Genomic DNA, 19,696 nt, shown 5'->3' on the forward strand with positions numbered 1-19,696 from the left:
CCGCCCGCGCATCGCATCAGAGCATCAGGCTCAGCGGGTCCTCGACGATCGACTTGAAGGTCGCGACCCACTCCGCCGCCAGCGCGCCGTCGATGGCGCGGTGGTCGACCGAGAGCGTGACCGTCATCACGGTCGCGACGGCAAGCTGCCCGTCCTTCACCACCGGCCGCTTCTCCCCGGCCGAGACCGCGAGGATGCCGGCCTGGGGCGGGTTGATGATGGCCGAGAACTCCTTCACCCCGAACATGCCCATGTTCGAGATGGAGAAGCCGCCGCCCTGGAACTCCTCCGGCTTCAGCTTGCCGGACTTCGCGCGCGCCGCGAGGTCCTTCATCTCGTTCGAGATGGTGACGAGGCCCTTCTGGTCCGCGCGCCGGATGATCGGCGTGATCAGCCCGTCCGGGATGGAGACGGCGATGCTGATGTCCACGTCGTCGTAGAGAACCATCGCGTTGTCGGTCCAGGTCGCGTTCGTCGCCGGCAGCTTCCGCAGCGTCGCCGCCGCCGCCTTGATGACGAGGTCGTTCACCGAGAGCTTGTAGGCGCCCGGCCCATCCTTGGGCGACCGCGCGTTGAGGTCCGCCCGCAGCTTCATCAGCGCGTCGAGCTCCACGTCGATCGAGACGTAGAAGTGCGGGATGGTCTGCTTCGCCTCCGTCAGGCGGCGCGCGATGACCTTGCGCATGGAGGAGTGCGGCACCGTCTGGTGCGGGGCCGTGATGACCGGCGCGGGCGCCGCGGGCTTGGGCGCCGGGGCGGGCGCCGCGGCGGGTGCCGCCGGGGCGGCGGCCTGAGGCGCGGGCGCGGCGGCGGGCTTGGGCGAGGCCTGCGCCGCCTCCACGTCCGCCTTCACGATCCGCCCGCCCGGGCCGGAGCCCTTGAGCGCGCGGAGGTCGAGCCCCGCCTGCTCCGCCATGCGGCGGGCGAGCGGCGAGACGAAGATGCGCCCGCCGTCATGCCCGTTCGCGAGCGGCGCCGGAGCGCTCGCCTCAGCCTTGGGCGCATCCGCCCGGACCGGCTGCTCGGCCGCGCCGGCCACCTTGCCCCCGGCGGCCTGCACGCCCTCGAGCGCGGGGCTGGAGGGAGAGGGCGCGGATTCCGTGGCCTTCGCGGCCGCGGGCGCCGGAGCCCCCGCGGGAGCGGCGGCTCCGGCGGGAACCGCCTCGCCCTCCTCCACCATCACGCCGATGGGCTGGTTGACCTGCACGCCCTCGGTCCCGTCGGGCACGAGGATCTTGCCGAGGACGCCCTCGTCGACCGCCTCGAACTCCATCGTCGCCTTGTCGGTCTCGATCTCGCAGATCACGTCGCCCGACTTGACCTGCTCGCCCTCCTTCTTGAGCCAGCGGGCGAGCGTGCCCTCCGTCATGGTGGGCGACAGGGCGGGCATCAGGATGTTGGTCGCCATGGTGCGCGCGCCCCTCTTACTTGTAGGTCACTTTGCGCGCCGCCCCGACCACCTGCGCCACCGTGGGCAGCGCGAGCTTCTCGAGATTGGCGGCGTAGGGCATCGGCACGTCCAGGCCCGCGACGCGGGCCGGGGGCGCGTCGAGGTAGTCGAAGGCCTCCTCGATCACCTGCATCGCGACCTCGGCACCGATGTTGGCGAAGGCCCAGCCCTCCTCCACGGTCACCAGCCGGTTCGTCTTGCGGACGGAATCCAGCACCGTGTCGATGTCGAGCGGGCGGATGGTGCGGAGGTTGATCACCTCGGCCGAGATACCGGCCTTCTCGAGCTCGGCGGCCGCCTGCATCGCGAGCCCGACCATGATCGAGTAGGACACGATCGTGACGTCGGTGCCCGGCCGCTCCACCTTCGCCTTTCCGATCGGCAGGATGAAGTCCTCGGCCACCGGGCAGTCGAAGGTCTGGCCGTAGAGGATCTCGTTCTCGAGGAAGATGATCGGGTTCGGGTCGCGGATGGCCGCGCGCATCAGCCCCTTGGCGTCCGCGGACGACCAGGGCGCGATCACCTTCAGCCCCGGCACGTGCGCGTACCAGGAGGTGTAGTCCTGGCTGTGCTGCGCCGCCACGCGGGCCGCGGCCCCGTTCGCGCCGCGGAAGACGATCGGGCAGCCGAGCTGGCCGCCCGACATGTACAGCGTCTTCGCCGCCGAGTTGATGATGTGGTCGATCGCCTGCATCGCGAAGTTGAAGGTCATGAACTCGACGATCGGCTTCAGCCCGGTCAGCGCCGCGCCGACGGCCATGCCGGTGAAGCCGTGCTCGGTGATGGGCATGTCGAGGACGCGCTTGGGCCCGAACTCGTCGAGCATCCCCTGCGAGATCTTGTAGGCGCCCTGGTACTGGGCGACCTCCTCGCCCATCAGGAACACGTCCTTGTCGGCGCGCATCTCGATCGACATCGCGTCGCGCAGCGCCTCGCGCACTGTGGTCGGCTTCGTCTCGCCCCAGTCCTTCTCGGGCTCGGCCGCCGGCGCCGCCGGCCGCGCGGAGACGCCCTCGCGCTCCTCCGCCCCCTTGGCCGCGACCTGCGCGTGGTCCTCGGCGCCCTTGGCGACCTGGCCGGTCGCGCCGCCGTGCTGCGTCGCGTTGGACTCCGGCTGCTGCGGGGCGGCCGGCTTGCTGCCCTGCTCGGCCGCAGGCGCCGCGTTGCCCGAGGCCGGAGCCGCGCTGCCGTCGCCGCCGTCGAGCTCGGCGATGGCGGCGTTCACCTGCACGCCCTCCGTCCCCTCGGGCACAAGGAGCTTCGTGATCTTGCCCTCGTCCACGGCCTCCACCTCCATGGTGGCCTTGTCGGTCTCGATCTCGGCGAGGACGTCGCCGGACTTCACCTCGTCGCCCTCCTTCTTCAGCCACCGGCTGAGCTTGCCCTCCGTCATCGTGGGCGAGAGGGCGGGCATCAGGATCGTCGCGCCCATGTCAGCGGGTCTCCACCAGGATATCGGTCCAGAGCTCGGACTCGTCGGGTTCGGGGCTGGACTGGGCGAACTCGGCGGCGTCAGCCACGATCGCCTTCACCTCGTCGTCCACGGCCTTGAGGTCGGCCTCGGCGCGACCGCCCTCCAGCAGCAGCTTGCGGACCTGCTCGATGCAGTCGCTCTGCTCGCGCATCTTCTGCACCTCGTCGCGCGTGCGGTACTTCGCGGGGTCGGACATGGAGTGCCCGCGGTAGCGATAGGTGAGCATCTCCAGCAGGTAGGGACCCTTGCCCTCGCGGCAGTGGGCCACGGCGCGCTCGCCGGCCTCCTTCACCGCCAGCACGTCCATGCCGTCCACCTGCTCGCCCGGGATGCCCCAGGGCGCGCCGTTCTGGGAGAGGTTCCGGGAGGCAGAGGCGCGCTCCACGCTCGTGCCCATGCCGTAGCGGTTGTTCTCGATGACGAAGACGCAGGGCAGCTTCAGCAGCGCCGCCAGGTTGAAGCTCTCGTAGACCTGGCCCTGGTTGGACGCGCCCTCGCCGAAATAGGCGAGGCTCACCTGCCCGTTCTCGCGGTACCAGTTGGCGAAGGCGAGCCCGATGCCGAGCGAGACCTGCGCGCCGACGATGCCGTGCCCGCCGTAGAAGCCCTTCTCGCGCGAGAACATGTGCATGCTCCCGCCCTTGCCCTTGGAGTAGCCGCCGATCCGGCCGGTCAGCTCCGCCATCACGCCGCGGGCCTCCATGCCGGTCGCGAGCATGTGGCCGTGGTCGCGGTAGGAGGTGATGACCTGGTCGCCGTCCTGCAGCGTCATCTGCATGCCCACCACCACGGCCTCCTGGCCGATGTAGAGGTGGCAGAAGCCGCCGATGAGCCCCATGCCGTAGAGCTGCCCGGCCTTTTCCTCGAAGCGGCGGATGAGCAGCATCTCGCGGTAGGCGCGGGCGAGGATGCCCTGGTTATGGCCGGCGGCTGGGGCCGCCTGCGTGCCGTTGCCGCCGCGGCGCTTGACCGCGCTTTCCGTCCCGTTGGCCATGGGCTGCTCCTGGGTTCAAGCCGGCTGGAGAAGCGGCTTCCAAGGGGCAGATACGGCCGACGCTGCCGATCAGCAAGTTATAGGACTCGGCTAAGTCCTTGATGTTGCGCTGCATCATGACGATTCCCAGGGAATCGCTGACTTTTTTGTGAGACAGCCGTCGTTCCCGGCGACTCGGGCCGCCGCCTGGACGACCGGCGCGACCCCTTCGCCGCGGTCAGAAGAGGCGCCGGTCCACCGCGTAAGGCACGATGATCTCGTCCCGGGCGACCACGTTCAGCAGGGCGCGCGCGCGCTCCTCCAGCATGTCGCGGTCGAGGTGCTCGGCCCGCAGGCCCGCCACCTTGCGCTCCATCGCGTCCCGCTCGGCCTCGGCCTCGGCGAGGACGATCCGGGCGGCCGCGATTTCGGCGTTCCGCGTGTCGCGGGCGATGAGGCCGCGCGTGCCGTGCGTCGCGTGGTGGGCGAAGTACCCGCACAGCGCGAAGAAAATTCCTGGAAGCACCAAGGCTTGCGCCCGGCGCTTCACACCGCTGAAGAAAGCCAACTGCCCCTCCCCCGAAGAGCTTAGGCTGATCGGAAGTGATCCCCTGAACGTGAGTAGAAGGGCACCGGCGCTGCCATGCAAGCCGTTTCGCGGCGGCGCGGCATAAATGTCTGGGGACGTTGCGAAAAACACGCGCCCCGCGGTCTACAGGGGGCCGGACGGGGCTCCGCCCCGTCCGTCGAAGGGACGCGTCAGCGCCCGCGCGGCAGCACGCCGCGCCCGGCGTAGCGCCCGGCGGTGCCCAGCTCCTGCTCGATGCGGATGAGCTGGTTGTACTTGGCGAGGCGGTCGGAGCGCGACAGCGAGCCCGTCTTGATCTGCCCGCAGTTCGTGGCCACCGCGAGGTCGGCGATCGTCGCGTCCTCCGATTCGCCGGAACGGTGGGACATGACGGCCTTGTAGCCGGCGCGGTGGGCCATCTCGACGGCCTCCAGCGTCTCGGTCAGCGTGCCGATCTGGTTCACCTTCACCAGGATGGCGTTGCCGACGCCCCGCTCGATTCCCTGCCGCAGGCGCTCGGGGTTGGTGACGAAGAGGTCGTCGCCGACGAGGTTGACCGTCCCGCCCAGGCGCTCCGTCAGCAGCTTCCAGCCGTCCCAGTCGTCCTCGGAGCAGCCGTCCTCGATCGAGACGATGGGGAAGCGGGCGCAGAGGTTGGCGAGGTAGTCGACCATCCCCCCGGCATCGAGCTTCTTTCCCTCGCCCTCCATGTCGTAGGTGCCGTTCTTGAAGAACTCAGTCGCCGCGCAATCGAGGGCGAAGACCACGTCCTCGCCCACGCGGTGCCCCGCGGCCTCGCAGGCCTTGGCGATGAAGCCGAGCGCCTCCTCCGCGCTCTGCAGGTTCGGCGCGAAGCCGCCCTCGTCGCCCACGTTGGTCGCGTGGCCAGCGTCGTGCAGCGCCCGCTTGAGGGACTGGAAGATCTCGGAGCCGATCCGCACCGCGTCCGCCATCGTGCCGGCCGAGACCGGCATGACCATGAATTCCTGGATGTCGATCGGGTTGTCCGCGTGCTGCCCGCCGTTGATGATGTTCATCATCGGCACCGGCAGGGTGCGCGCGAAGGTGCCGCCGACATAGCGGTAGAGCGGCAGCCCGTAGTGCTCGGCCGCCGCCTTGGCGGAGGCGAGCGAGACCGCGAGGATGGCGTTCGCGCCCAGCCGCGCCTTGTTCGGCGTGCCGTCGAGGTCGATCATTGTCTGGTCGAGCTTCACCTGGTCGGTGACGTCGAGGCCGGAGAGGGCGTCGAAGATCTCGCCCTCCACGTTGGCCACCGCCTTGCGCACGCCCTTGCCGCCGTAGCGGGACTTGTCGCCGTCCCGGAGCTCCACCGCCTCGTGCGCGCCGGTCGAGGCGCCGGAGGGCACGATGGCGCGGCCCATGGCCCCGCTGTCGAGCACCACCTCCACCTCCACCGTCGGGTTGCCGCGGCTGTCGAGGACCTCGCGGGCGATGATGTCGGCGATGGCGGACATGGGCTGGCTCCGGCGCATGGTTGGGTCCGGGCGGCGATACGGCGGCGGGGCCGGGCCGGCAAGGGGGCAGCCCTTGCCAAACCCGTTACGAGGCCCGCCGCGGTCGCCGCCGCCCCCTCCCCCGGGCTCAGCCCGCGAGCTTCGCCGCGATCGACGCCACATGGGCGCCCTGGAATCGCGCCCCCGCCAGGTCGTCCTCGGTCGGCTTCAGGCTGCCGTCGCCGCCGGCGATGGTGCTGGCGCCGTAGGGGGTGCCGCCCTGGGCCTTGGACGGGTTCATCTGCGGCTTGAAGGAATAGGGCAGTCCGACCACGACCATGCCGAGGTGCAGCAGCACCGTGTGGGTGGAGGTGAGCGTCGTCTCCTGCCCGCCATGGGGCGAGGCCGTGGAGGTAAAGGCCGAGCCGACCTTGCCGACCAGCGCGTCGGTGAACCAGAGCCCCCCGGTCTGGTCGATGAAGTTCTTCATCTGGGCCGCCATGTTGCCGTAGCGGGTCGGCGTGCCGATGACGATGGCGTCGTAGCCCGCCAGCTCGTCCACCCGCGCGATGGGAGCCGCCTGGTCGAGCTTGTAGTGCGAGCTCCGCGCGACCTCCTCGGGCACAAGCTCCGGCACGCGCTTCACGTCGGCGACGGTGCCGGGCACGGAGCGCGCGCCCTCGGCCACCGCCTGGGCGAGCGCCTCGATGTGGCCGTAGCTGGAGTAGTAGAGGACGAGAACCTTCGCCATCGGGCGGCTTCCTTTTCCATGGGGCCCACCGGCCGGTGGGGCGGGTCGGGACCGCCCGGACTTGGGGGGGCCGCCGCCCGGCGTCAAAACCCGGGCGGCGGATAACCGTCATTCACCGGGCGGCATGACATTCCCGTCATCCCGTCCCGCCGCGGGCGCGACCGTCGCGTTTCCCCGGGCATGCAGACCCCACCGACGATCGCGCGCATCGACGCGCAGGCCGGCTTGCAGCGACGGGTCTGGCTCGCCTCCCGCATCGCCTGGTGGGCGATGGGGGCGGCGCTGCTGCTGGCCGCCGGCGGCGCCTTCGGGGACGGCCCGCTGGCCGAGGCCGAGGCGGCGTCCGGGGACGGGTCGGTCACCGTCCGCTACGACCGCTTCCAGCGCTCCGACGCCGGCTCCCCCCTCCTCATCCGCCTCGCGCCGCGGCCGGGCGCCGCGGGCGAGGCGCGCTTCTGCCTCGACCACGCCTTCTCCCGCGCCTGGCAGGTCACGGAGATCGAGCCGGCCGCGCTCCGGGAGGAGCTGGAGGCGGGCGGCACCTGCCACGTCGTGCCCCTCGCGGCCGCGGCGCCCGCCGCCCCGGTCATCGGAATCCGGGTCCACCCGCGGCGCGCCGCCCTGCGGGCCGAGGGCGCGGTCTACCTCCCCGGCGGCGGCGCCGCGCGCGTGGCGGCGCTCGTCTGGCCGTGACCGACATCATCCTCCGCACGGCCGTCGCCTGGCTCGGCCTCACCGTCCTCCTCCGCCTCTCCGGGCGCCGGACGCTCGGCGAGATGAGCGCGGTGGACCTCGTCGTGCTGCTGATCGCCGGGGACATGATCCAGCAGTCGCTGCTCGGCGACGACGCCAGCCTCACCAGCGGCTTCGTGGTGATCATCACGCTGCTCACGCTCACCATGGCCTATGCCCGGGCCAAGGCCTCCTGGCCGGGCGCCGTGCGGCGGCTGGAGGGCGTGCCGACCGTGCTGCTGCGCGACGGCCGGCCGGACGAACGGCAGATGGCGAACAGCCGCGTGGCCCTCGACGAAATCCTCGAGGCCGCGCGCCTGCAGGGCATCACCGAGCCGGAGGAGATCCGCTTCGCGCTGCTCGAGGTGAGCGGCCAGATCAGCATCATCCCCCGCGCCCCGCCGGGCCGGGGCTGAAGCGTCAGCCCGCCTTCGCCAGCGCGTCGAAGGCCTTGAGCCGCGCGATGAGCGCCGGCAATTCGCGGAGCGGGATCATGTTCGGCCCGTCGCTCGGCGCGTGGTCCGGGTCCGGGTGCGTCTCGATGAAGACCATCGCCACCCCGACGGCCACCGCCGCCCGCGCCAGCACGGGCGCGAACTCCCGCTGCCCTCCGCTGCTGCCGCCAAGCCCGCCGGGCTGCTGCACCGAGTGGGTGGCGTCAAACACCACCGGGTAGCCCGTCCGCGCCATGATCGGCAGGCCCCGGAGGTCGGAGACGAGGGTGTTGTAGCCGAAGGAGGTCCCGCGGTCGCAGAGCAGGATCCGCTCGTTGCCCGTGGAGGCGATCTTCGCGGCCACGTTCTCCATGTCCCAGGGCGCGAGGAACTGGCCCTTCTTCACGTTGATCGCCCGCCCCGTGCGGCCGGCGGCCAGCAGCAGGTCGGTCTGACGGGAGAGGAAGGCCGGGATCTGGATGCAGTCGACGACCTCGCCCACCGGCGCGCACTGCGCGGCGTCGTGCACGTCGGTCAGCACGGGCAGGCCCGTGCGGTCGCGCACCTCCGCGAGGATGGAGAGCCCCTCCTCCAGCCCAACGCCACGCGCGGCGCCGGCGCTGGTGCGGTTGGCCTTGTCGAAGCTCGACTTGAAGACCATCCCCACGCCCGCCTCGCGCGCCATGGCGGCGATAGCCTCCGCGCATTCGAGCGCGTGCGCCCGGCTCTCGATCTGGCAGGGGCCGGAGATGAAGGCGAGCGGCAGGTCGTTCCCGGCCTGCACGTTCCCGATCAGGACGCGCGTCATACGAGGCGCGCCTGGCGGATGGCCGCGCCGATGAAGCCGGCGAAGAGCGGGTGCGGCTCGAAGGGCTTGGACTTCAGCTCGGGGTGGTACTGCACGCCAAGGAACCAGGGATGGTCCGGCCGCTCCACGATCTCGGGCAGCACGCCGTCGGGCGACATGCCGGAGAAGCGCAGCCCCGTCGCCTCCAGCTTGTCGCGGTAGTTCACGTTCACCTCGTAGCGGTGCCGGTGCCGCTCGCTGATCTCGGCGCGCCCGCCGTACAGGGAGCGCACGAGCGAGTCCTCGGCCAGAAGCGAGGGGTAGGAGCCGAGCCGCATGGTGCCGCCGAGGTCGCCCCCCTCCTCGCGCCGCTCGAGCTGGTTGCCGCGCTTCCACTCCGTCAGCAGGCCGACCACCGGGTCCTCGCAGGGGCCGAACTCCGTGGAGGAGGCGCCGGGCAGACCCGCCTGGTTCCGCGCGGCCTCGACCACTGCCATCTGCATGCCGAAGCAGATACCGAGGAAGGGCACCTTCTGCTCGCGGGCGAACTGCACCGCGCGGATCTTGCCCTCGCTGCCCCGCTCGCCGAAGCCGCCGGGGACGAGGATGCCGTGCACCCCCTCCAGCCGCTTCGTCGCGCCCTCGCCCTCGAAGATGGAGCTGTCCACCCAGTCGAGCTTCACCCGCACGTTGTGCGCGATGCCGCCATGGGTCAGCGCCTCGCCGAGCGACTTGTAGGCGTCGAGCAGCGACATGTACTTGCCGACCACGGCGACCGTCACCTCGCCCTCCGGCTGCTGGAGGGAGGCGACGATCCGGCGCCAGCGCGACAGGTCGGGCTCGCCGTAGACGGACATGTCGAAGTGCCGCAGCACCTCCCGGTCCAGCCCCTCCGCGTGGTACTGCAGCGGCACGGCGTAGATGGAGCTGGCGTCGAGCGCCGGGATCACGCTCTCGGGCCGCACGTTGCAGAAGTTCGCGATCTTGCGCCGCTCGTTCTCGGGAATCGGCCGGTCGCTGCGGCAGAGCAGGACGTGCGGCTGGATGCCGAGCCCGAGCAACTCCTTCACGCTGTGCTGCGTCGGCTTCGTCTTCAGCTCGCCGGCCGAGGCGATCCAGGGCACCAGCGTCAGGTGGACGAAGATGCTGCGCCGCGGCCCGAGCTCGTTCGCGAGCTGGCGCAGCGCCTCGAGGAAGGGAAGGCTCTCGATGTCGCCGACCGTGCCGCCGACCTCCACCAGCACGAAGTCGTACTCCTCGACCCCCGCGGTGATGCCGTCCTTAATGGCGTCGGTGATGTGCGGGATCACCTGGACGGTCCCGCCCAGGTACTCCCCGCGCCGCTCCTTCGCGATCACCTCGGAATAGATCCGCCCGGTGGTGTAGGCATCGGCCTGGTTGGCGTGCACCCCCGTGAAGCGCTCGTAATGGCCGAGGTCGAGGTCCGTCTCGGCCCCGTCATCGGTCACGAAGACCTCGCCGTGCTGGTACGGGCTCATCGTGCCCGGATCGACGTTGAGATAGGGGTCCAGCTTCCGCAGGCGGACCTTGTAGCCGCGCGCCTGCAGGAGGGCCGCAAGGGACGCGGCGGCGATGCCCTTGCCGAGGGAGGAGACCACGCCGCCGGTGATGAATACGTACCGCGTCATGGGAGACCCTCATAGCAAGCGTTCGGGCGCCGCGGCCAGGGGCCGCGGACGCAGGAGTGGCATGCGCCGCCCCGCCTTGCGGCAGGGTGGGCGACGACGGGCTAGTTGGTGGGCACGGCCGGCGCCGGCGGCAGCGCGGGCAGGCTCGGCGCGGCCGGGGCGGTGCCGGCGGCGCCCGCGGGGGCCGTGCCGGGCGCGGCGGAGGGCGGCGGCGCGTCGAAGATGGAGCGCTGGCGCCCGGTGCCCTGGTTCAGCAGGCCGAGCGCGAGGGCGAGCGCCATGAAGATCGCGGCCAGCACCCCGGTCGCCCGCGTCAGCAGGTTGGCGGTGCCCCGGCCCGTCATGAAGTTGCCCATGCCCTGGGAGGAGCCGATCCCCAGCCCCCCGCCCTCGCTGCGCTGGAGCAGCACCACCCCGATGAGGGCGGCGGCGACGAAGAAGTGCAGGACGAGGAGGACGGTGATCATGGCGGCCGGGTTCTAGACCCGTTGCATCCCCGGGGGGAAGGGCAAAGCCCTGCCCGAGGAGAAGGGCCCAGGCCCCGCCAAGGGGAAGGGGAGGCCCTCCCGGGCGAAAACCCGTCGTTACGCCGGCACCGCGGCCGCGATGCCCAGGAAATCCGCGGCCTTCAGGCTCGCGCCCCCGACCAGCGCCCCGTCCACGTTCGGCAGGGCAAGGATGCCTGCCGCGTTGGAGGGCTTCACCGAGCCGCCGTAGAGAAGCCGCAGCGTCTCGCCCTGCCCCGGGAAGCGCGCCGCGATCTCCGCCCGCATCCGGGCGTGCATGGCCGCGATGTCGGCCTCGGTCGGCGTGCGGCCGGTGCCGATCGCCCAGACGGGCTCGTAGGCCACCACCCCCTTGGCGACCGCGAATCCCTCCGGCAGCGAGCCCGCCATCTGCGCCGCGACCACCGCCTCGGCCTCCCCCGAATCGCGCTGCGCCTCGGTCTCGCCGACGCAGACGACCGGGATCAGCCCGGCCTCGATCGCCGCCTCCGCCTTGGCCCGCACCAGCGCGTCCGTCTCGCCCCGGTCCGCCCGGCGCTCAGAATGGCCGAGGATGACGTAGCCGCAGCCGGCATCCGCCAGCATCGCCGCCGAGACGTCCCCCGTGTGGGCGCCGTTCGGCTCCGCCGCGCAGTCCTGCCCGCCGATGCCCACGGCCTTCCAGCCCATGGAGGCCGCCGCGACGTGCAGGTGGACGAAGGGCGGGCAGATCAGCAGGTCGGCGCCCCCCACCGCGTCCAGCCCGGCGCGAACGCCCTCGGCCAGGGCCGCGGCCTCGCGCAGCGTGCCGTTCATCTTCCAGTTGCCGGCGATGAGGGGACGGACTCCGGGGGTCATGGGCACACACTCTCTCTCGTCGTTGGCTCTCGGCGTCGGGCGCTCCCGCCGCGTATCGGCCGGGGGCGGGTTTGGCAACCGGGCGCGCCGCCGCCCGGCACCGGGCGTCCGCCACGGCATCCGGCCTCGCATCCGGCCTCGCATCCGGCATGGGCGTTTGGCATCGGGCGCCGGTTGCGGTAGGGGCAGCGCCTCAACCCGCCTCCCTGCAGGTCTCCCGCCATGATCACCGCGTTCCGCCGCCTCGCCGGCACCTGGTTCGCCAAGGGCCTGTTCATCCTGCTGGTGCTGTCCTTCGGGATCTGGGGCATCGAGGACGTCGTCCGGAACTTCGGGCGGGACAGCGCGGTCGCGCGCGTCGGCGGCCTGCCGATCGAGCTGACCGAGGCCCAGAACGCCGCCCGGCGCGAGGGCCAGCGCCTGCAGCGCGAGCTCGGCCCACGCTTCGAGCCCAACGACGCCTTCCGCAGCGCCGTCGCCCGTCAGGCGCTCGAGAACCTCATCGCCGGCCGCGCCCAGACGATCGAGGCGCGCCGCATGGGGGTGGGCGCCTCGGTGGACGCGGTGCGCGCCTACACCTTCGGCATCCCCTCCTTCCAGGGGGCGGACGGCCGCTTCAACCCGCTGATCCTGAACCAGTTCCTGCGGCAGAACGACCTCACCGAGGCCGACTTCACCCGCCTCGTCGTCTCCGACCTCGAGCGCCAGCAGCTCGTCGGCGCCGTGCGCGCCGGCGCCCGCTCGCCCGAGGCCCTGACCCGCCTCCTGCTCGCCTTCGCCGAGGAGAGGCGCGTGGCGGAGGTGGCCGAGTTCCCGCTGCTCAGCGCCCCCGAGGTGCCCGAGCCGACCGAGGCCCAGCTCGCCCGCTTCCACGAGAACAACCCCGCCCAATTCTCCTCGCCCGAGTACCGGGAGGCCTCGCTCGCCCTCCTCACCCCGGAATCGATCCTTCCCCGCGTGACCGTCACCGACGCCGAGGTGGAGGCCGGCCTCGACGCGCAGCGCGAGCGCAACGGCTCGCCCGAGCGCCGCACGGTGGAGCAGGCGCTCGTCAGCACGAAGGAGGCCGCCGACGCCATCCGCGCCTCCTGGGCGGGCGGCGCGACGCTGGCCGCCATCACCGCCCAGGCCGAGGCCGCCGGCGGCTCGGCGCTGGAAATGGGCGAGGTCACCCGGGCCGAGATGCCCGTCGAAAGCATCGCCGCCGCCGTCTTCGCCGTGCCCCAGGGCGGCGTCACCGAGCCGGTCCAGAGCCCCTTCGGCTGGCACGTCATGAAGGTGACGGCGGTCCAGGCCGCGGCCGAGGTCCCGCTCGAGCAGCTCCGCGCCCAGACGCGCGAGGCGCTCGCGCTCGAGAAGGCCGCCGACCTCACCTTCGAGGAGGCGAACAAGCTCGAGGACGCCCTCTCCGGCGGCGCCACGGTCGAGGAGGCGGCCCAGCGCTTCGGCCTCGCCCCCGCCCGCGTCGCGGTGGACCGCCAGGGCAACGGCCGCGACGGCCGGCGCATGGAGCTGCCGGGCGGCCCCGCGGCGCGCGCCGCCGTGCTGGAGGCGATCTTCGCCAGCCCCGTCGGCAGCGGCCCGCGCGTCGCCGACGCCGCCGGCGGCTTCGTGGCGCTCGACGTGCCCTCCTCCACCCCCGCGGCGCTGAAGCCCCTCGCGGAGGTCGAGGGCGAGGTGCGCCGCGCCTGGACGCTCGACGCCCGCCGCCGCGCCCAGGAGGAGCGCGCGGCCGCCCTCCTCGCCGCCGCCCAGGGCGGCAAGGACTTCGCCGAGGCCGCGCGCGAGGCGGGCGCGGAGGCGGTCCGCATGGGCCCCTCCGGGCGCGACCCCCGCGCGGCCACCCCCGGCGGCATCCCGCCCGAGCTCCTGCCCGGCCTCTTCGCGGCCAAGCCCGGGGAGGTGACCATGGCCGCGACCGCCGCCGGCTTCGCGGTCGCCCGGCTCACCGAGGTCGTGCCGGCCGATGCCGCGGCCGACGCCGCCGGCCTCGCCCGGGTGAAGGCCGAGGTCGAGGGCTCCATGCAGGACGACCTCGAGGCGCAGTTTGCGGCCGCCCTCCGCGCCCGGGCGGGCGTCACCATCAACCCCGCCATGCTGGAGCAGGTGGCCGGGCGATGAGCGTCGCCGGGAGCTACGCCGCCTTCGCCGCGGCCCACGCCGCCGGGCGCGGCCAGGTCCTCTCGCGCGAGCGGGTGGCCGACCTCGACACCCCCGTCGGCGCCTTCCTCAAGCTCGCCGAGGGCCGCCCGAACACCTTCCTGCTCGAGAGCGTGGAGGGCGGGCAGAGCCGGGGCCGCTACTCCGTCATCGGCCTCGCCCCCGACCTCGTCTGGAGGTGCCGCGACGGACGGGCCGAGATCAACCGCCACGCCCTCTCCGCCCCCCACGCCTTCGTGCCCGAGGCGGCGCCCCCGCTCGACAGCCTCCGCGCCCTGATCGCCGCCTGCCGGATGGACCTGCCCGCCGGCCTCCCGCCCCCGGCCGCCGGGCTCTTCGGCTATCTCGGCTACGATATGGTGCGCGAGATGGAGCGGCTGCCGGCGCGCAACGCGGACGTGCTCGGAATCCCCGACGCCATCCTCGGCCGCCCCACCGTCATCGCCGTCTTCGACCACGTCCGGGACGTGCTGACCCTCTGCGCCCCCGTCCACGCGGACCGCGGCGAGACGCCCCGCCAGGCCTGGGAGGCCGCGCAGGCCCGGCTGGACGAGGCCGAGGCGGCGCTCGACCGCCCGGTGCCGCGCGCTGCCCCCCCGGCCGCCCTGCCCGCCCCCGGCGAGCCGACGTCCAACTTCACGAAGGCGGGCTTCGTCTCGGCGGTGGAGAGGGGCAAGGAGTACATCGCCGCCGGCGACGCCTTCCAGATCGTCCTCAGCCAGCGCTTCCAGGCGCCCTTCGCGCTCCCGCCCTTCGCCCTCTACCGCGCGCTCCGCCGCCTGAACCCCGCGCCTTTCCTCTTCCACTTCGACTTCGGCGGCTTCGCGGCCGTCGGCGCCAGCCCCGAGATCCTCGTGCGGCTCCGCGACGGCACCGTGACCGTCCGCCCGCTGGCCGGCACCCGCCGCCGCGGCGCGACGCCCGAGGAGGACGCGGCGCTCGAGAAGGAACTGCTCGCCGACCCCAAGGAGCGCGCCGAGCACCTCATGCTCCTCGACCTCGGCCGGAACGACGTGGGGCGGGTCGCCGCCGTCGGCAGCGTGAAGGTCACGGCGCAGTTCGGGATCGAGCGCTACAGCCAGGTCATGCACATCGGCAGCGAGGTGCAGGGCCGCCTCCGCCCCGGCCTCTCCGCGCTCGACGCCCTCGTCGCGGGCTTCCCGGCCGGCACCCTCTCGGGCGCGCCCAAGGTCCGGGCGATGGAGATCATCGAGGAGACCGAGCCCTCCCGACGCGGGGTCTACGCCGGCTGCTTCGGCTACTTCGGCGCCGACGGGGGCATGGACACCTGCATCGGGCTCCGCATGGCGCTCGTGAAGGACGGCGTCATGTCGGTCCAGGCCGGCGCCGGCGTGGTCGCCGACAGCGACCCGGAGGCCGAGTACGAGGAGACCCGCCAGAAGGCGCGCGCCCTCTTCCGCGCGGCGGAGGAGGCCGTGCGCTTCGCCGCCGTCCACCGCCAGGGCGGCTGAGGCGGCGCGCCCATCTCCCGCTTGACCGCCGCCGGCCGCTCGGACGAAGTGGGGGCGCCATGATCCTGCTCATCGACAACTACGACAGCTTCACCTTCAACCTCGTCCACTTCCTGGGCGAGCTGGGCGCGGAGGTGGAGGTCTGGCGCAACGACGCGCTGTCGGTGGAGGAGGCCCTCGAGAAGCGCCCCTCGGCCATCGTCCTCTCGCCCGGCCCCTGCACGCCGACCGAGGCCGGGATCTGCCTCGACCTCATCGGCGCGGCGTCCCGGCGCGGCGTGCCGCTCTTCGGCGTGTGCCTCGGCCACCAGGCCATCGGCCAGGCCTTTGGCGGCGCGGTGGTGCGGGCGCCCGAGCCGGTGCACGGCAAGGTCCACGAGATCACCCACTGCAACACCGACGTCTTCGCCGGCATTCCCTCCCCCTTCCGCGCCACGCGCTACCACTCCCTCGTCGTCCGCCGGGACGACCTGCCGGACCAGCTCGCGGTCACCGCCGAGACCGCGGACGGGCTGGTCATGGGCCTCGCCCACCGCGACCTCCCGGTCTGGGGCGTGCAGTTCCATCCCGAGAGCATCGCCTCCGCCCACGGCCACGACATCCTGGCCAACGTGATGCGCATGGCCGGCATCAACCTGCCGCCTTTCACCCGACACCTGCCCAGCGCGGCCTGAGCATGTCCCTCAAGCCCGTGCTCGCCCGGCTCGCCGCCGGGGAGCGCCTCGCCGAGAGCGAGGCGGAAGCCGCCTTCGGCACCGTCATGGCCGGCGAGGCGACGCCGGCCCAGATCGCGGGCCTGCTGATGGCCATGCGCGTCCGCGGCGAGACGGTCGCCGAGATGACCGGCGCGGTGCGGGCCATGCGCGCGCGGATGATCGCCGTGGAGGCCCCGGACGGCGCCATCGACCTCGTCGGCACCGGCGGCGACGCGAGCGGCACGCTCAACATCTCCACCGCCGCCGCCCTGGTCGTCGCCGGCGCCGGCGTGCCCGTCGCCAAGCACGGCAACCGCGCCCTCTCCTCCCGCGCCGGGGCGTCCGACGTGCTGGCCGCGCTCGGCGTGAACACCGACGTGCCCTTCGAGCGCCTGCCCGAGGTCATCCGCACGGCCGGCATCTGCTTCCTCATGGCGCCCCGCCACCACGCGGCGCTGCGCCACGCGGCCGGCCCCCGGATGGAGCTCGGGACGCGGACGATCTTCAACCTGCTGGGACCCCTGACCAACCCGGCCAGGGTGCGCCGCCAGATGACCGGCGCCTTCGCCCCGCAATGGCTCCGTCCCATGGCCGAGACGCTCGGCCGGATCGGCACGGAGCACGCCTGGCTCGTCCACGGCCAGGGCCTGGACGAGCTGACCATCGCCGGCCCCTCCAATGTCGTGGAATTGAAGGGCGGCCTCATCCGGGAGTTCGAGGTCTCGCCGGAGGAGGCGGGGCTGCCGCGCCACCCCGCCGAGTCCCTCCGCGGCGGGGAGGCCGCGGAGAACGCGGAGGCCCTTCTCGGCGTGCTCAGGGGCGAGGTGGGCGGCTACCGCGACTGCGTCCTGCTCAACGCCGCCGCGGCCCTGGTCGTGGCGGGGCGGGTGGACAGCCTCCGGGCCGGCGCCGCCATCGCCGCCGAATCGATCGCCGCCGGGGCGGCCCTCTCGGCGTTGGAGCGCTTGAGGGCGGCCACCGCCGCCTGAAGCCGCCGCCCGGCCGGCGCCCCGTGCGGCGCGCCGGCCCCGGGGGCGCGGGATGGCTGCCCTGCGGCCGGGGCGGCCGCCTCCGCTTGACGCGCGGCGCGCATCGGCCCCAGGAACCGCCCATCATGGACCAGACCTTCCCGGTTACGGACGCGCCCTTCTCGGACACGCTCCGCAAGATCCTCGACGAGAAGCGCGCCGAGGTGGCGACGCGCCAGGGGCAGACCCCGCTGGCCGAGATGGAGCGGCGCGCCCGGGCCGCCCCGCCGCTCCGCCCCTTCACCGGCGCCCTCTGCGCCGCCGTCGCCGAGATGCGGATCGGGCTCATCGCCGAGATCAAGCGGGCCTCGCCCTCCGGCGGCCTCATCCGCGAGCCCTTCGACCCCGCCGCCATCGCCCGCGCCTACGAGGAGGCCGGTGCCTCCTGCCTCTCGGTCCTGACCGACGAGCCCTGGTTCCAGGGCACCGCCGAGCACCTTCGCCTGGCGCGCGAGGCCACGGGCCTGCCGGTGCTGCGCAAGGACTTCATGATCGACCCCTGGCAGGTCTTCGAGGCCCGGGCGATGGGGGCGGACGCCATCCTCCTCATCATGGCGGCGCTGAGCGACGCCGAGGCCGAGGCGCTCGAAGACGTGGCGCGCAGCCTCGACATGGGCGTGCTCGTCGAGGTGCACGACGAGGCGGAGCTCCAGCGGGCGCTCGGGCTCGACACCCGGCTGATCGGGGTCAACAACCGCGACCTGCGCTCCCTCAAGACCGACATCTCCATCACCGAGCGCCTGGCGCCGCTCGTGCCGGCCGACCGCATCCCGGTGGCCGAGAGCGGCATCCGCACCCCCGGCGACGTCCGCCGCATGGCCGCCTCCGGCGCCCGCTGCCTGCTGGTGGGCGAGCACCTGCTGCGCCAGCCCGATCCCGGCGCCGCCGCGCGCGAGCTGGTCGCGGCCGCTTGAGCGCCCCGCCCGCCCCGGGCGGGGAGCGCGACGGCGGCGCCCTCACCCATTTCGACGCGGCCGGCCGCGCGGCCATGGTGGACGTCTCCGCCAAACCCGAGACGGTGCGCGAGGCCACCGCCCGCGGGCGCATCACCATGCGGCCCGAAACCCTGGCCCTCATCGCCGAGGGCCGCGCCGGAAAGGGCGACGTGCTCGGCGTCGCGCGGCTGGCGGGCATCATGGCGGCCAAGCGCACGGCGGAGCTCATCCCGCTCTGCCACCCCCTCCCCCTCTCCGCCGTCACCCTCGACCTGGAGCTCGCGGCACCCGACGCCGTCGAGATCGCGGCCACCGTCCGCACCGCCGGGCGCACGGGCGTGGAGATGGAGGCGATGACCGCCGTCAGCGTCGCGGCGCTGACGATCTACGACATGGTCAAGGCCGCCGACCGCGGCATGCGGATCGAGGCGGTGCGGCTGGTGCGCAAGTCCGGCGGCAAGTCGGGCCTCTTCGAGGCGCCCTGATGATCGCCGTGGACGAGGCGCTGGCGCGGATCCTCGCGAACCTCCGCCCGACCGGCCCGGAGACGGTCCCCCTGCCCGAGGGCGCCGGCCGCGTCCTCGCGCGCGCCGTCGAGGCCCGCCTCACCCAGCCCCCCGCGGACGTCTCCGCCATGGACGGCTACGCCCTGCGCGCGGCGGACGCCGCGGTGGGCGCCCGGCTGCGCGTCACCGGCGCCTCCCCGGCCGGGCATCCCTTCGCGGGGGCCGTTGGGCCGGGCGAGGCCGTCCGCATCTTCACCGGCGGCGCCCTGCCGCCGGGCGCCGACGCCATCCTCCTGCAGGAGGACGCGACGGCCGGGGACGGGGTCGTGGTGCCCACCGAGGCACCGCGGGCCGGGCGCTGGATCCGCCGCCAGGGCCTCGACTTCCGCGCGGGCGAGGCGCTGATCGAGCCCGGCCGCCGCCTCACCGCGCGCGACATCGGCCTCGCCGCCGCCGCGAACCACCCCTGGCTCGCCGTGCACCGGCGCCCGCGGGTCGCCATCCTGGCCACGGGCGACGAGATCGTCCTGCCCGGCGAGGCGCTGCCGGCCGGCGGCATCGTCTCCTCCAACGCCCACGCGCTGGCCGCCCTCGTCCGCGCCGCGGGGGCGGAGCCGCTGGTGCTGCCGATCGCGGGCGACGACCGCGAGGCAATCGCCGCGGCGGCCGCGGCGGCCGCGGGCTGCGACCTCCTCGTCACCACCGGCGGCGCGAGCGTCGGCGAGCACGACCTCGTACAGGCGGCGCTCGGCCCGGAGGGCTTCTCGCTCGACTTCTGGAAGATCGCGATGCGGCCGGGCAAGCCGCTGATCTGGGGCGCGCTGCGGGGCACGCCGCTGCTCGGCCTGCCCGGGAACCCCGTCTCGGCCTTCGTCTGCGCGGTGGTCTTCCTCGTCCCCGCCCTCCGCCGCCTCTCGGGCCTGCCGGGCGGGCCGGTGGAGACGCGGCAGGGGATCCTCGGCGCGGCGCTGGAGGCGAACGACCGGCGGCAGGACTACCTTCGGGCCGCCCTCGCGCGCGACGCCGAGGGGCGCGCCGTGGTCACGCCCTTCCCGGTGCAGGACAGCTCCATGCTGGCCACCCTGGCCCGGGCGGAGGCGCTGGTGGTGCGCGCCCCCCACGCGCCCTCGCTCGAAAAGGGCGCCCCCGTCGCTTTTGTGGAACTTTCCGCACTGGGTGCCTGAGGAGCAGCATTGACCGACACGGTGGAACTTTCATAGAACTTCGCCGTCGGTTGCCCGTTTGTTCGTGCAGAAGACCCCCTTCGCCCCCAGGGAGACGCCCG

Annotated in this window: 19 protein-coding genes; 9 read left to right on the plus strand and 10 right to left on the minus strand. The window is 73.4% G+C overall.

Annotation, left to right across the window (positions count from 1 at the left end):
• Positions 1 to 16: 16 nt before the first annotated feature.
• From EAH89_RS01240 to wrbA, 6 genes are all read right to left on the minus strand, one after another.
• On the minus strand, positions 17 to 1,408 hold the full coding sequence (locus EAH89_RS01240) for a pyruvate dehydrogenase complex dihydrolipoamide acetyltransferase (protein WP_140880943.1): 1,392 nt from the start codon (positions 1,406 to 1,408) through the stop codon (positions 17 to 19).
• A gap of 16 nt (positions 1,409 to 1,424) precedes the next feature.
• On the minus strand, positions 1,425 to 2,882 hold the full coding sequence (locus tag EAH89_RS01245) for a pyruvate dehydrogenase complex E1 component subunit beta (protein WP_140880944.1): 1,458 nt from the start codon (positions 2,880 to 2,882) through the stop codon (positions 1,425 to 1,427).
• Between the two features lies 1 nt (position 2,883).
• Entirely contained in the window at positions 2,884 to 3,918 is a 1,035-nt protein-coding gene (gene pdhA / locus EAH89_RS01250) for a pyruvate dehydrogenase (acetyl-transferring) E1 component subunit alpha (protein ID WP_140880945.1), read from the minus strand.
• Between the two features lie 217 nt (positions 3,919 to 4,135).
• On the minus strand, positions 4,136 to 4,423 hold the full coding sequence (locus EAH89_RS01255) for an FtsB family cell division protein (protein ID WP_241666785.1): 288 nt from the start codon (positions 4,421 to 4,423) through the stop codon (positions 4,136 to 4,138).
• 233 nt (positions 4,424 to 4,656) lie between these two features.
• Positions 4,657 to 5,940, minus strand: coding sequence for a phosphopyruvate hydratase (gene eno / locus EAH89_RS01260; protein ID WP_140880946.1), 1,284 nt, complete (start codon positions 5,938 to 5,940; stop codon positions 4,657 to 4,659).
• A 127-nt stretch (positions 5,941 to 6,067) separates the two neighbouring features.
• The gene (wrbA, locus tag EAH89_RS01265) at positions 6,068 to 6,670 is read right to left on the minus strand and encodes an NAD(P)H:quinone oxidoreductase (protein WP_140880947.1); all 603 of its coding nucleotides are present in this window, start codon (positions 6,668 to 6,670) and stop codon (positions 6,068 to 6,070) included.
• A gap of 180 nt (positions 6,671 to 6,850) precedes the next feature.
• Here wrbA and EAH89_RS01270 point away from each other — a divergent pair, with 180 nt between their 5' ends.
• Both EAH89_RS01270 and EAH89_RS01275 read left to right on the plus strand, forming a co-directional pair.
• Entirely contained in the window at positions 6,851 to 7,363 is a 513-nt protein-coding gene (locus EAH89_RS01270) for a hypothetical protein (protein ID WP_140880948.1), read from the plus strand.
• Positions 7,360 to 7,818: a DUF421 domain-containing protein gene (locus EAH89_RS01275; protein ID WP_140880949.1), complete on the plus strand. Its 459-nt coding sequence runs from the start codon at positions 7,360 to 7,362 to the stop codon at positions 7,816 to 7,818. Before EAH89_RS01270 ends, EAH89_RS01275 begins: the two co-directional genes overlap by 4 nt.
• Before the next feature lie 4 nt (positions 7,819 to 7,822).
• Here EAH89_RS01275 and kdsA read toward each other — a convergent pair whose 3' ends face one another.
• The 4 genes from kdsA to tpiA form a co-directional block, all read right to left on the minus strand.
• Complete coding sequence (kdsA, locus tag EAH89_RS01280; RefSeq protein WP_140880950.1) at positions 7,823 to 8,644, minus strand: 3-deoxy-8-phosphooctulonate synthase; 822 nt, start codon at positions 8,642 to 8,644, stop codon at positions 7,823 to 7,825.
• A complete protein-coding gene (locus EAH89_RS01285) occupies positions 8,641 to 10,272 on the minus strand; it encodes a CTP synthase (protein WP_140880951.1) in 1,632 nt (543 codons plus the stop codon). The genes kdsA and EAH89_RS01285 overlap by 4 nt, the downstream gene beginning before the upstream one ends.
• Before the next feature lie 101 nt (positions 10,273 to 10,373).
• Positions 10,374 to 10,739, minus strand: coding sequence for a preprotein translocase subunit SecG (secG, locus tag EAH89_RS01290; RefSeq protein ID WP_140880952.1), 366 nt, complete (start codon positions 10,737 to 10,739; stop codon positions 10,374 to 10,376).
• A gap of 117 nt (positions 10,740 to 10,856) precedes the next feature.
• A complete protein-coding gene (gene tpiA, locus EAH89_RS01295) occupies positions 10,857 to 11,615 on the minus strand; it encodes a triose-phosphate isomerase (RefSeq protein WP_140880953.1) in 759 nt (252 codons plus the stop codon).
• 222 nt (positions 11,616 to 11,837) lie between these two features.
• Between tpiA and EAH89_RS01300 the strand changes: the two genes are divergently transcribed.
• From EAH89_RS01300 to EAH89_RS01330, 7 genes are all read left to right on the plus strand, one after another.
• Entirely contained in the window at positions 11,838 to 13,736 is a 1,899-nt protein-coding gene (locus EAH89_RS01300) for a peptidylprolyl isomerase (protein WP_140880954.1), read from the plus strand.
• A complete protein-coding gene (trpE, locus tag EAH89_RS01305; protein WP_140880955.1) occupies positions 13,733 to 15,247 on the plus strand; it encodes an anthranilate synthase component I in 1,515 nt (504 codons plus the stop codon). Before EAH89_RS01300 ends, trpE begins: the two co-directional genes overlap by 4 nt.
• Positions 15,248 to 15,306: 59 nt before the next feature.
• Positions 15,307 to 15,921 (plus strand): anthranilate synthase component II, encoded by a 615-nt coding sequence (locus tag EAH89_RS01310; protein WP_140880956.1) that lies wholly within the window; start codon positions 15,307 to 15,309, stop codon positions 15,919 to 15,921.
• A 2-nt stretch (positions 15,922 to 15,923) separates the two neighbouring features.
• Positions 15,924 to 16,931, plus strand: a complete 1,008-nt coding sequence (gene trpD, locus EAH89_RS01315) for an anthranilate phosphoribosyltransferase (RefSeq protein ID WP_140880957.1) — start codon at positions 15,924 to 15,926, stop codon at positions 16,929 to 16,931.
• Between the two features lie 125 nt (positions 16,932 to 17,056).
• Positions 17,057 to 17,884 (plus strand): indole-3-glycerol phosphate synthase TrpC, encoded by an 828-nt coding sequence (gene trpC / locus EAH89_RS01320; RefSeq protein WP_140880958.1) that lies wholly within the window; start codon positions 17,057 to 17,059, stop codon positions 17,882 to 17,884.
• Positions 17,881 to 18,390, plus strand: a complete 510-nt coding sequence (gene moaC, locus EAH89_RS01325; protein WP_277753756.1) for a cyclic pyranopterin monophosphate synthase MoaC — start codon at positions 17,881 to 17,883, stop codon at positions 18,388 to 18,390. The genes trpC and moaC overlap by 4 nt, the downstream gene beginning before the upstream one ends.
• Positions 18,390 to 19,595 carry a molybdopterin molybdotransferase MoeA gene (locus tag EAH89_RS01330; RefSeq protein WP_140880959.1) on the plus strand — a complete coding sequence of 402 codons (1,206 nt, stop codon included), beginning with the start codon at positions 18,390 to 18,392 and terminating at the stop codon, positions 19,593 to 19,595. The genes moaC and EAH89_RS01330 overlap by 1 nt, the downstream gene beginning before the upstream one ends.
• Positions 19,596 to 19,696 lie beyond the last annotated feature (101 nt).

Source organism: Muricoccus nepalensis (assembly GCF_006438825.1).
In the GTDB taxonomy this organism is placed as follows: domain Bacteria; phylum Pseudomonadota; class Alphaproteobacteria; order Acetobacterales; family Acetobacteraceae; genus Roseomonas; species Roseomonas nepalensis.

What these genes read in the sequence shown, in the direction of transcription:
- EAH89_RS01240 (WP_140880943.1), bottom strand. Translation starts at nt 1,408, where the DNA reads ATGGCGACCAACATCCTGATGCCCGCCCTGTCGCCCACCATGACGGAG.
- EAH89_RS01245 (WP_140880944.1), bottom strand. Translation starts at nt 2,882, where the DNA reads ATGGGCGCGACGATCCTGATGCCCGCCCTCTCGCCCACGATGACGGAG.
- pdhA (WP_140880945.1), bottom strand. Translation starts at nt 3,918, where the DNA reads ATGGCCAACGGGACGGAAAGCGCGGTCAAGCGCCGCGGCGGCAACGGC.
- eno (WP_140880946.1), bottom strand. Translation starts at nt 5,940, where the DNA reads ATGTCCGCCATCGCCGACATCATCGCCCGCGAGGTCCTCGACAGCCGC.
- wrbA (WP_140880947.1), bottom strand. Translation starts at nt 6,670, where the DNA reads ATGGCGAAGGTTCTCGTCCTCTACTACTCCAGCTACGGCCACATCGAG.
- EAH89_RS01270 (WP_140880948.1), top strand. Translation starts at nt 6,851, where the DNA reads ATGCAGACCCCACCGACGATCGCGCGCATCGACGCGCAGGCCGGCTTG.
- kdsA (WP_140880950.1), bottom strand. Translation starts at nt 8,644, where the DNA reads ATGACGCGCGTCCTGATCGGGAACGTGCAGGCCGGGAACGACCTGCCG.
- EAH89_RS01285 (WP_140880951.1), bottom strand. Translation starts at nt 10,272, where the DNA reads ATGACGCGGTACGTATTCATCACCGGCGGCGTGGTCTCCTCCCTCGGC.
- secG (WP_140880952.1), bottom strand. Translation starts at nt 10,739, where the DNA reads ATGATCACCGTCCTCCTCGTCCTGCACTTCTTCGTCGCCGCCGCCCTC.
- tpiA (WP_140880953.1), bottom strand. Translation starts at nt 11,615, where the DNA reads ATGACCCCCGGAGTCCGTCCCCTCATCGCCGGCAACTGGAAGATGAAC.
- EAH89_RS01300 (WP_140880954.1), top strand. Translation starts at nt 11,838, where the DNA reads ATGATCACCGCGTTCCGCCGCCTCGCCGGCACCTGGTTCGCCAAGGGC.
- trpE (WP_140880955.1), top strand. Translation starts at nt 13,733, where the DNA reads ATGAGCGTCGCCGGGAGCTACGCCGCCTTCGCCGCGGCCCACGCCGCC.
- EAH89_RS01310 (WP_140880956.1), top strand. Translation starts at nt 15,307, where the DNA reads ATGATCCTGCTCATCGACAACTACGACAGCTTCACCTTCAACCTCGTC.
- trpD (WP_140880957.1), top strand. Translation starts at nt 15,924, where the DNA reads ATGTCCCTCAAGCCCGTGCTCGCCCGGCTCGCCGCCGGGGAGCGCCTC.
- trpC (WP_140880958.1), top strand. Translation starts at nt 17,057, where the DNA reads ATGGACCAGACCTTCCCGGTTACGGACGCGCCCTTCTCGGACACGCTC.
- EAH89_RS01330 (WP_140880959.1), top strand. Translation starts at nt 18,390, where the DNA reads ATGATCGCCGTGGACGAGGCGCTGGCGCGGATCCTCGCGAACCTCCGC.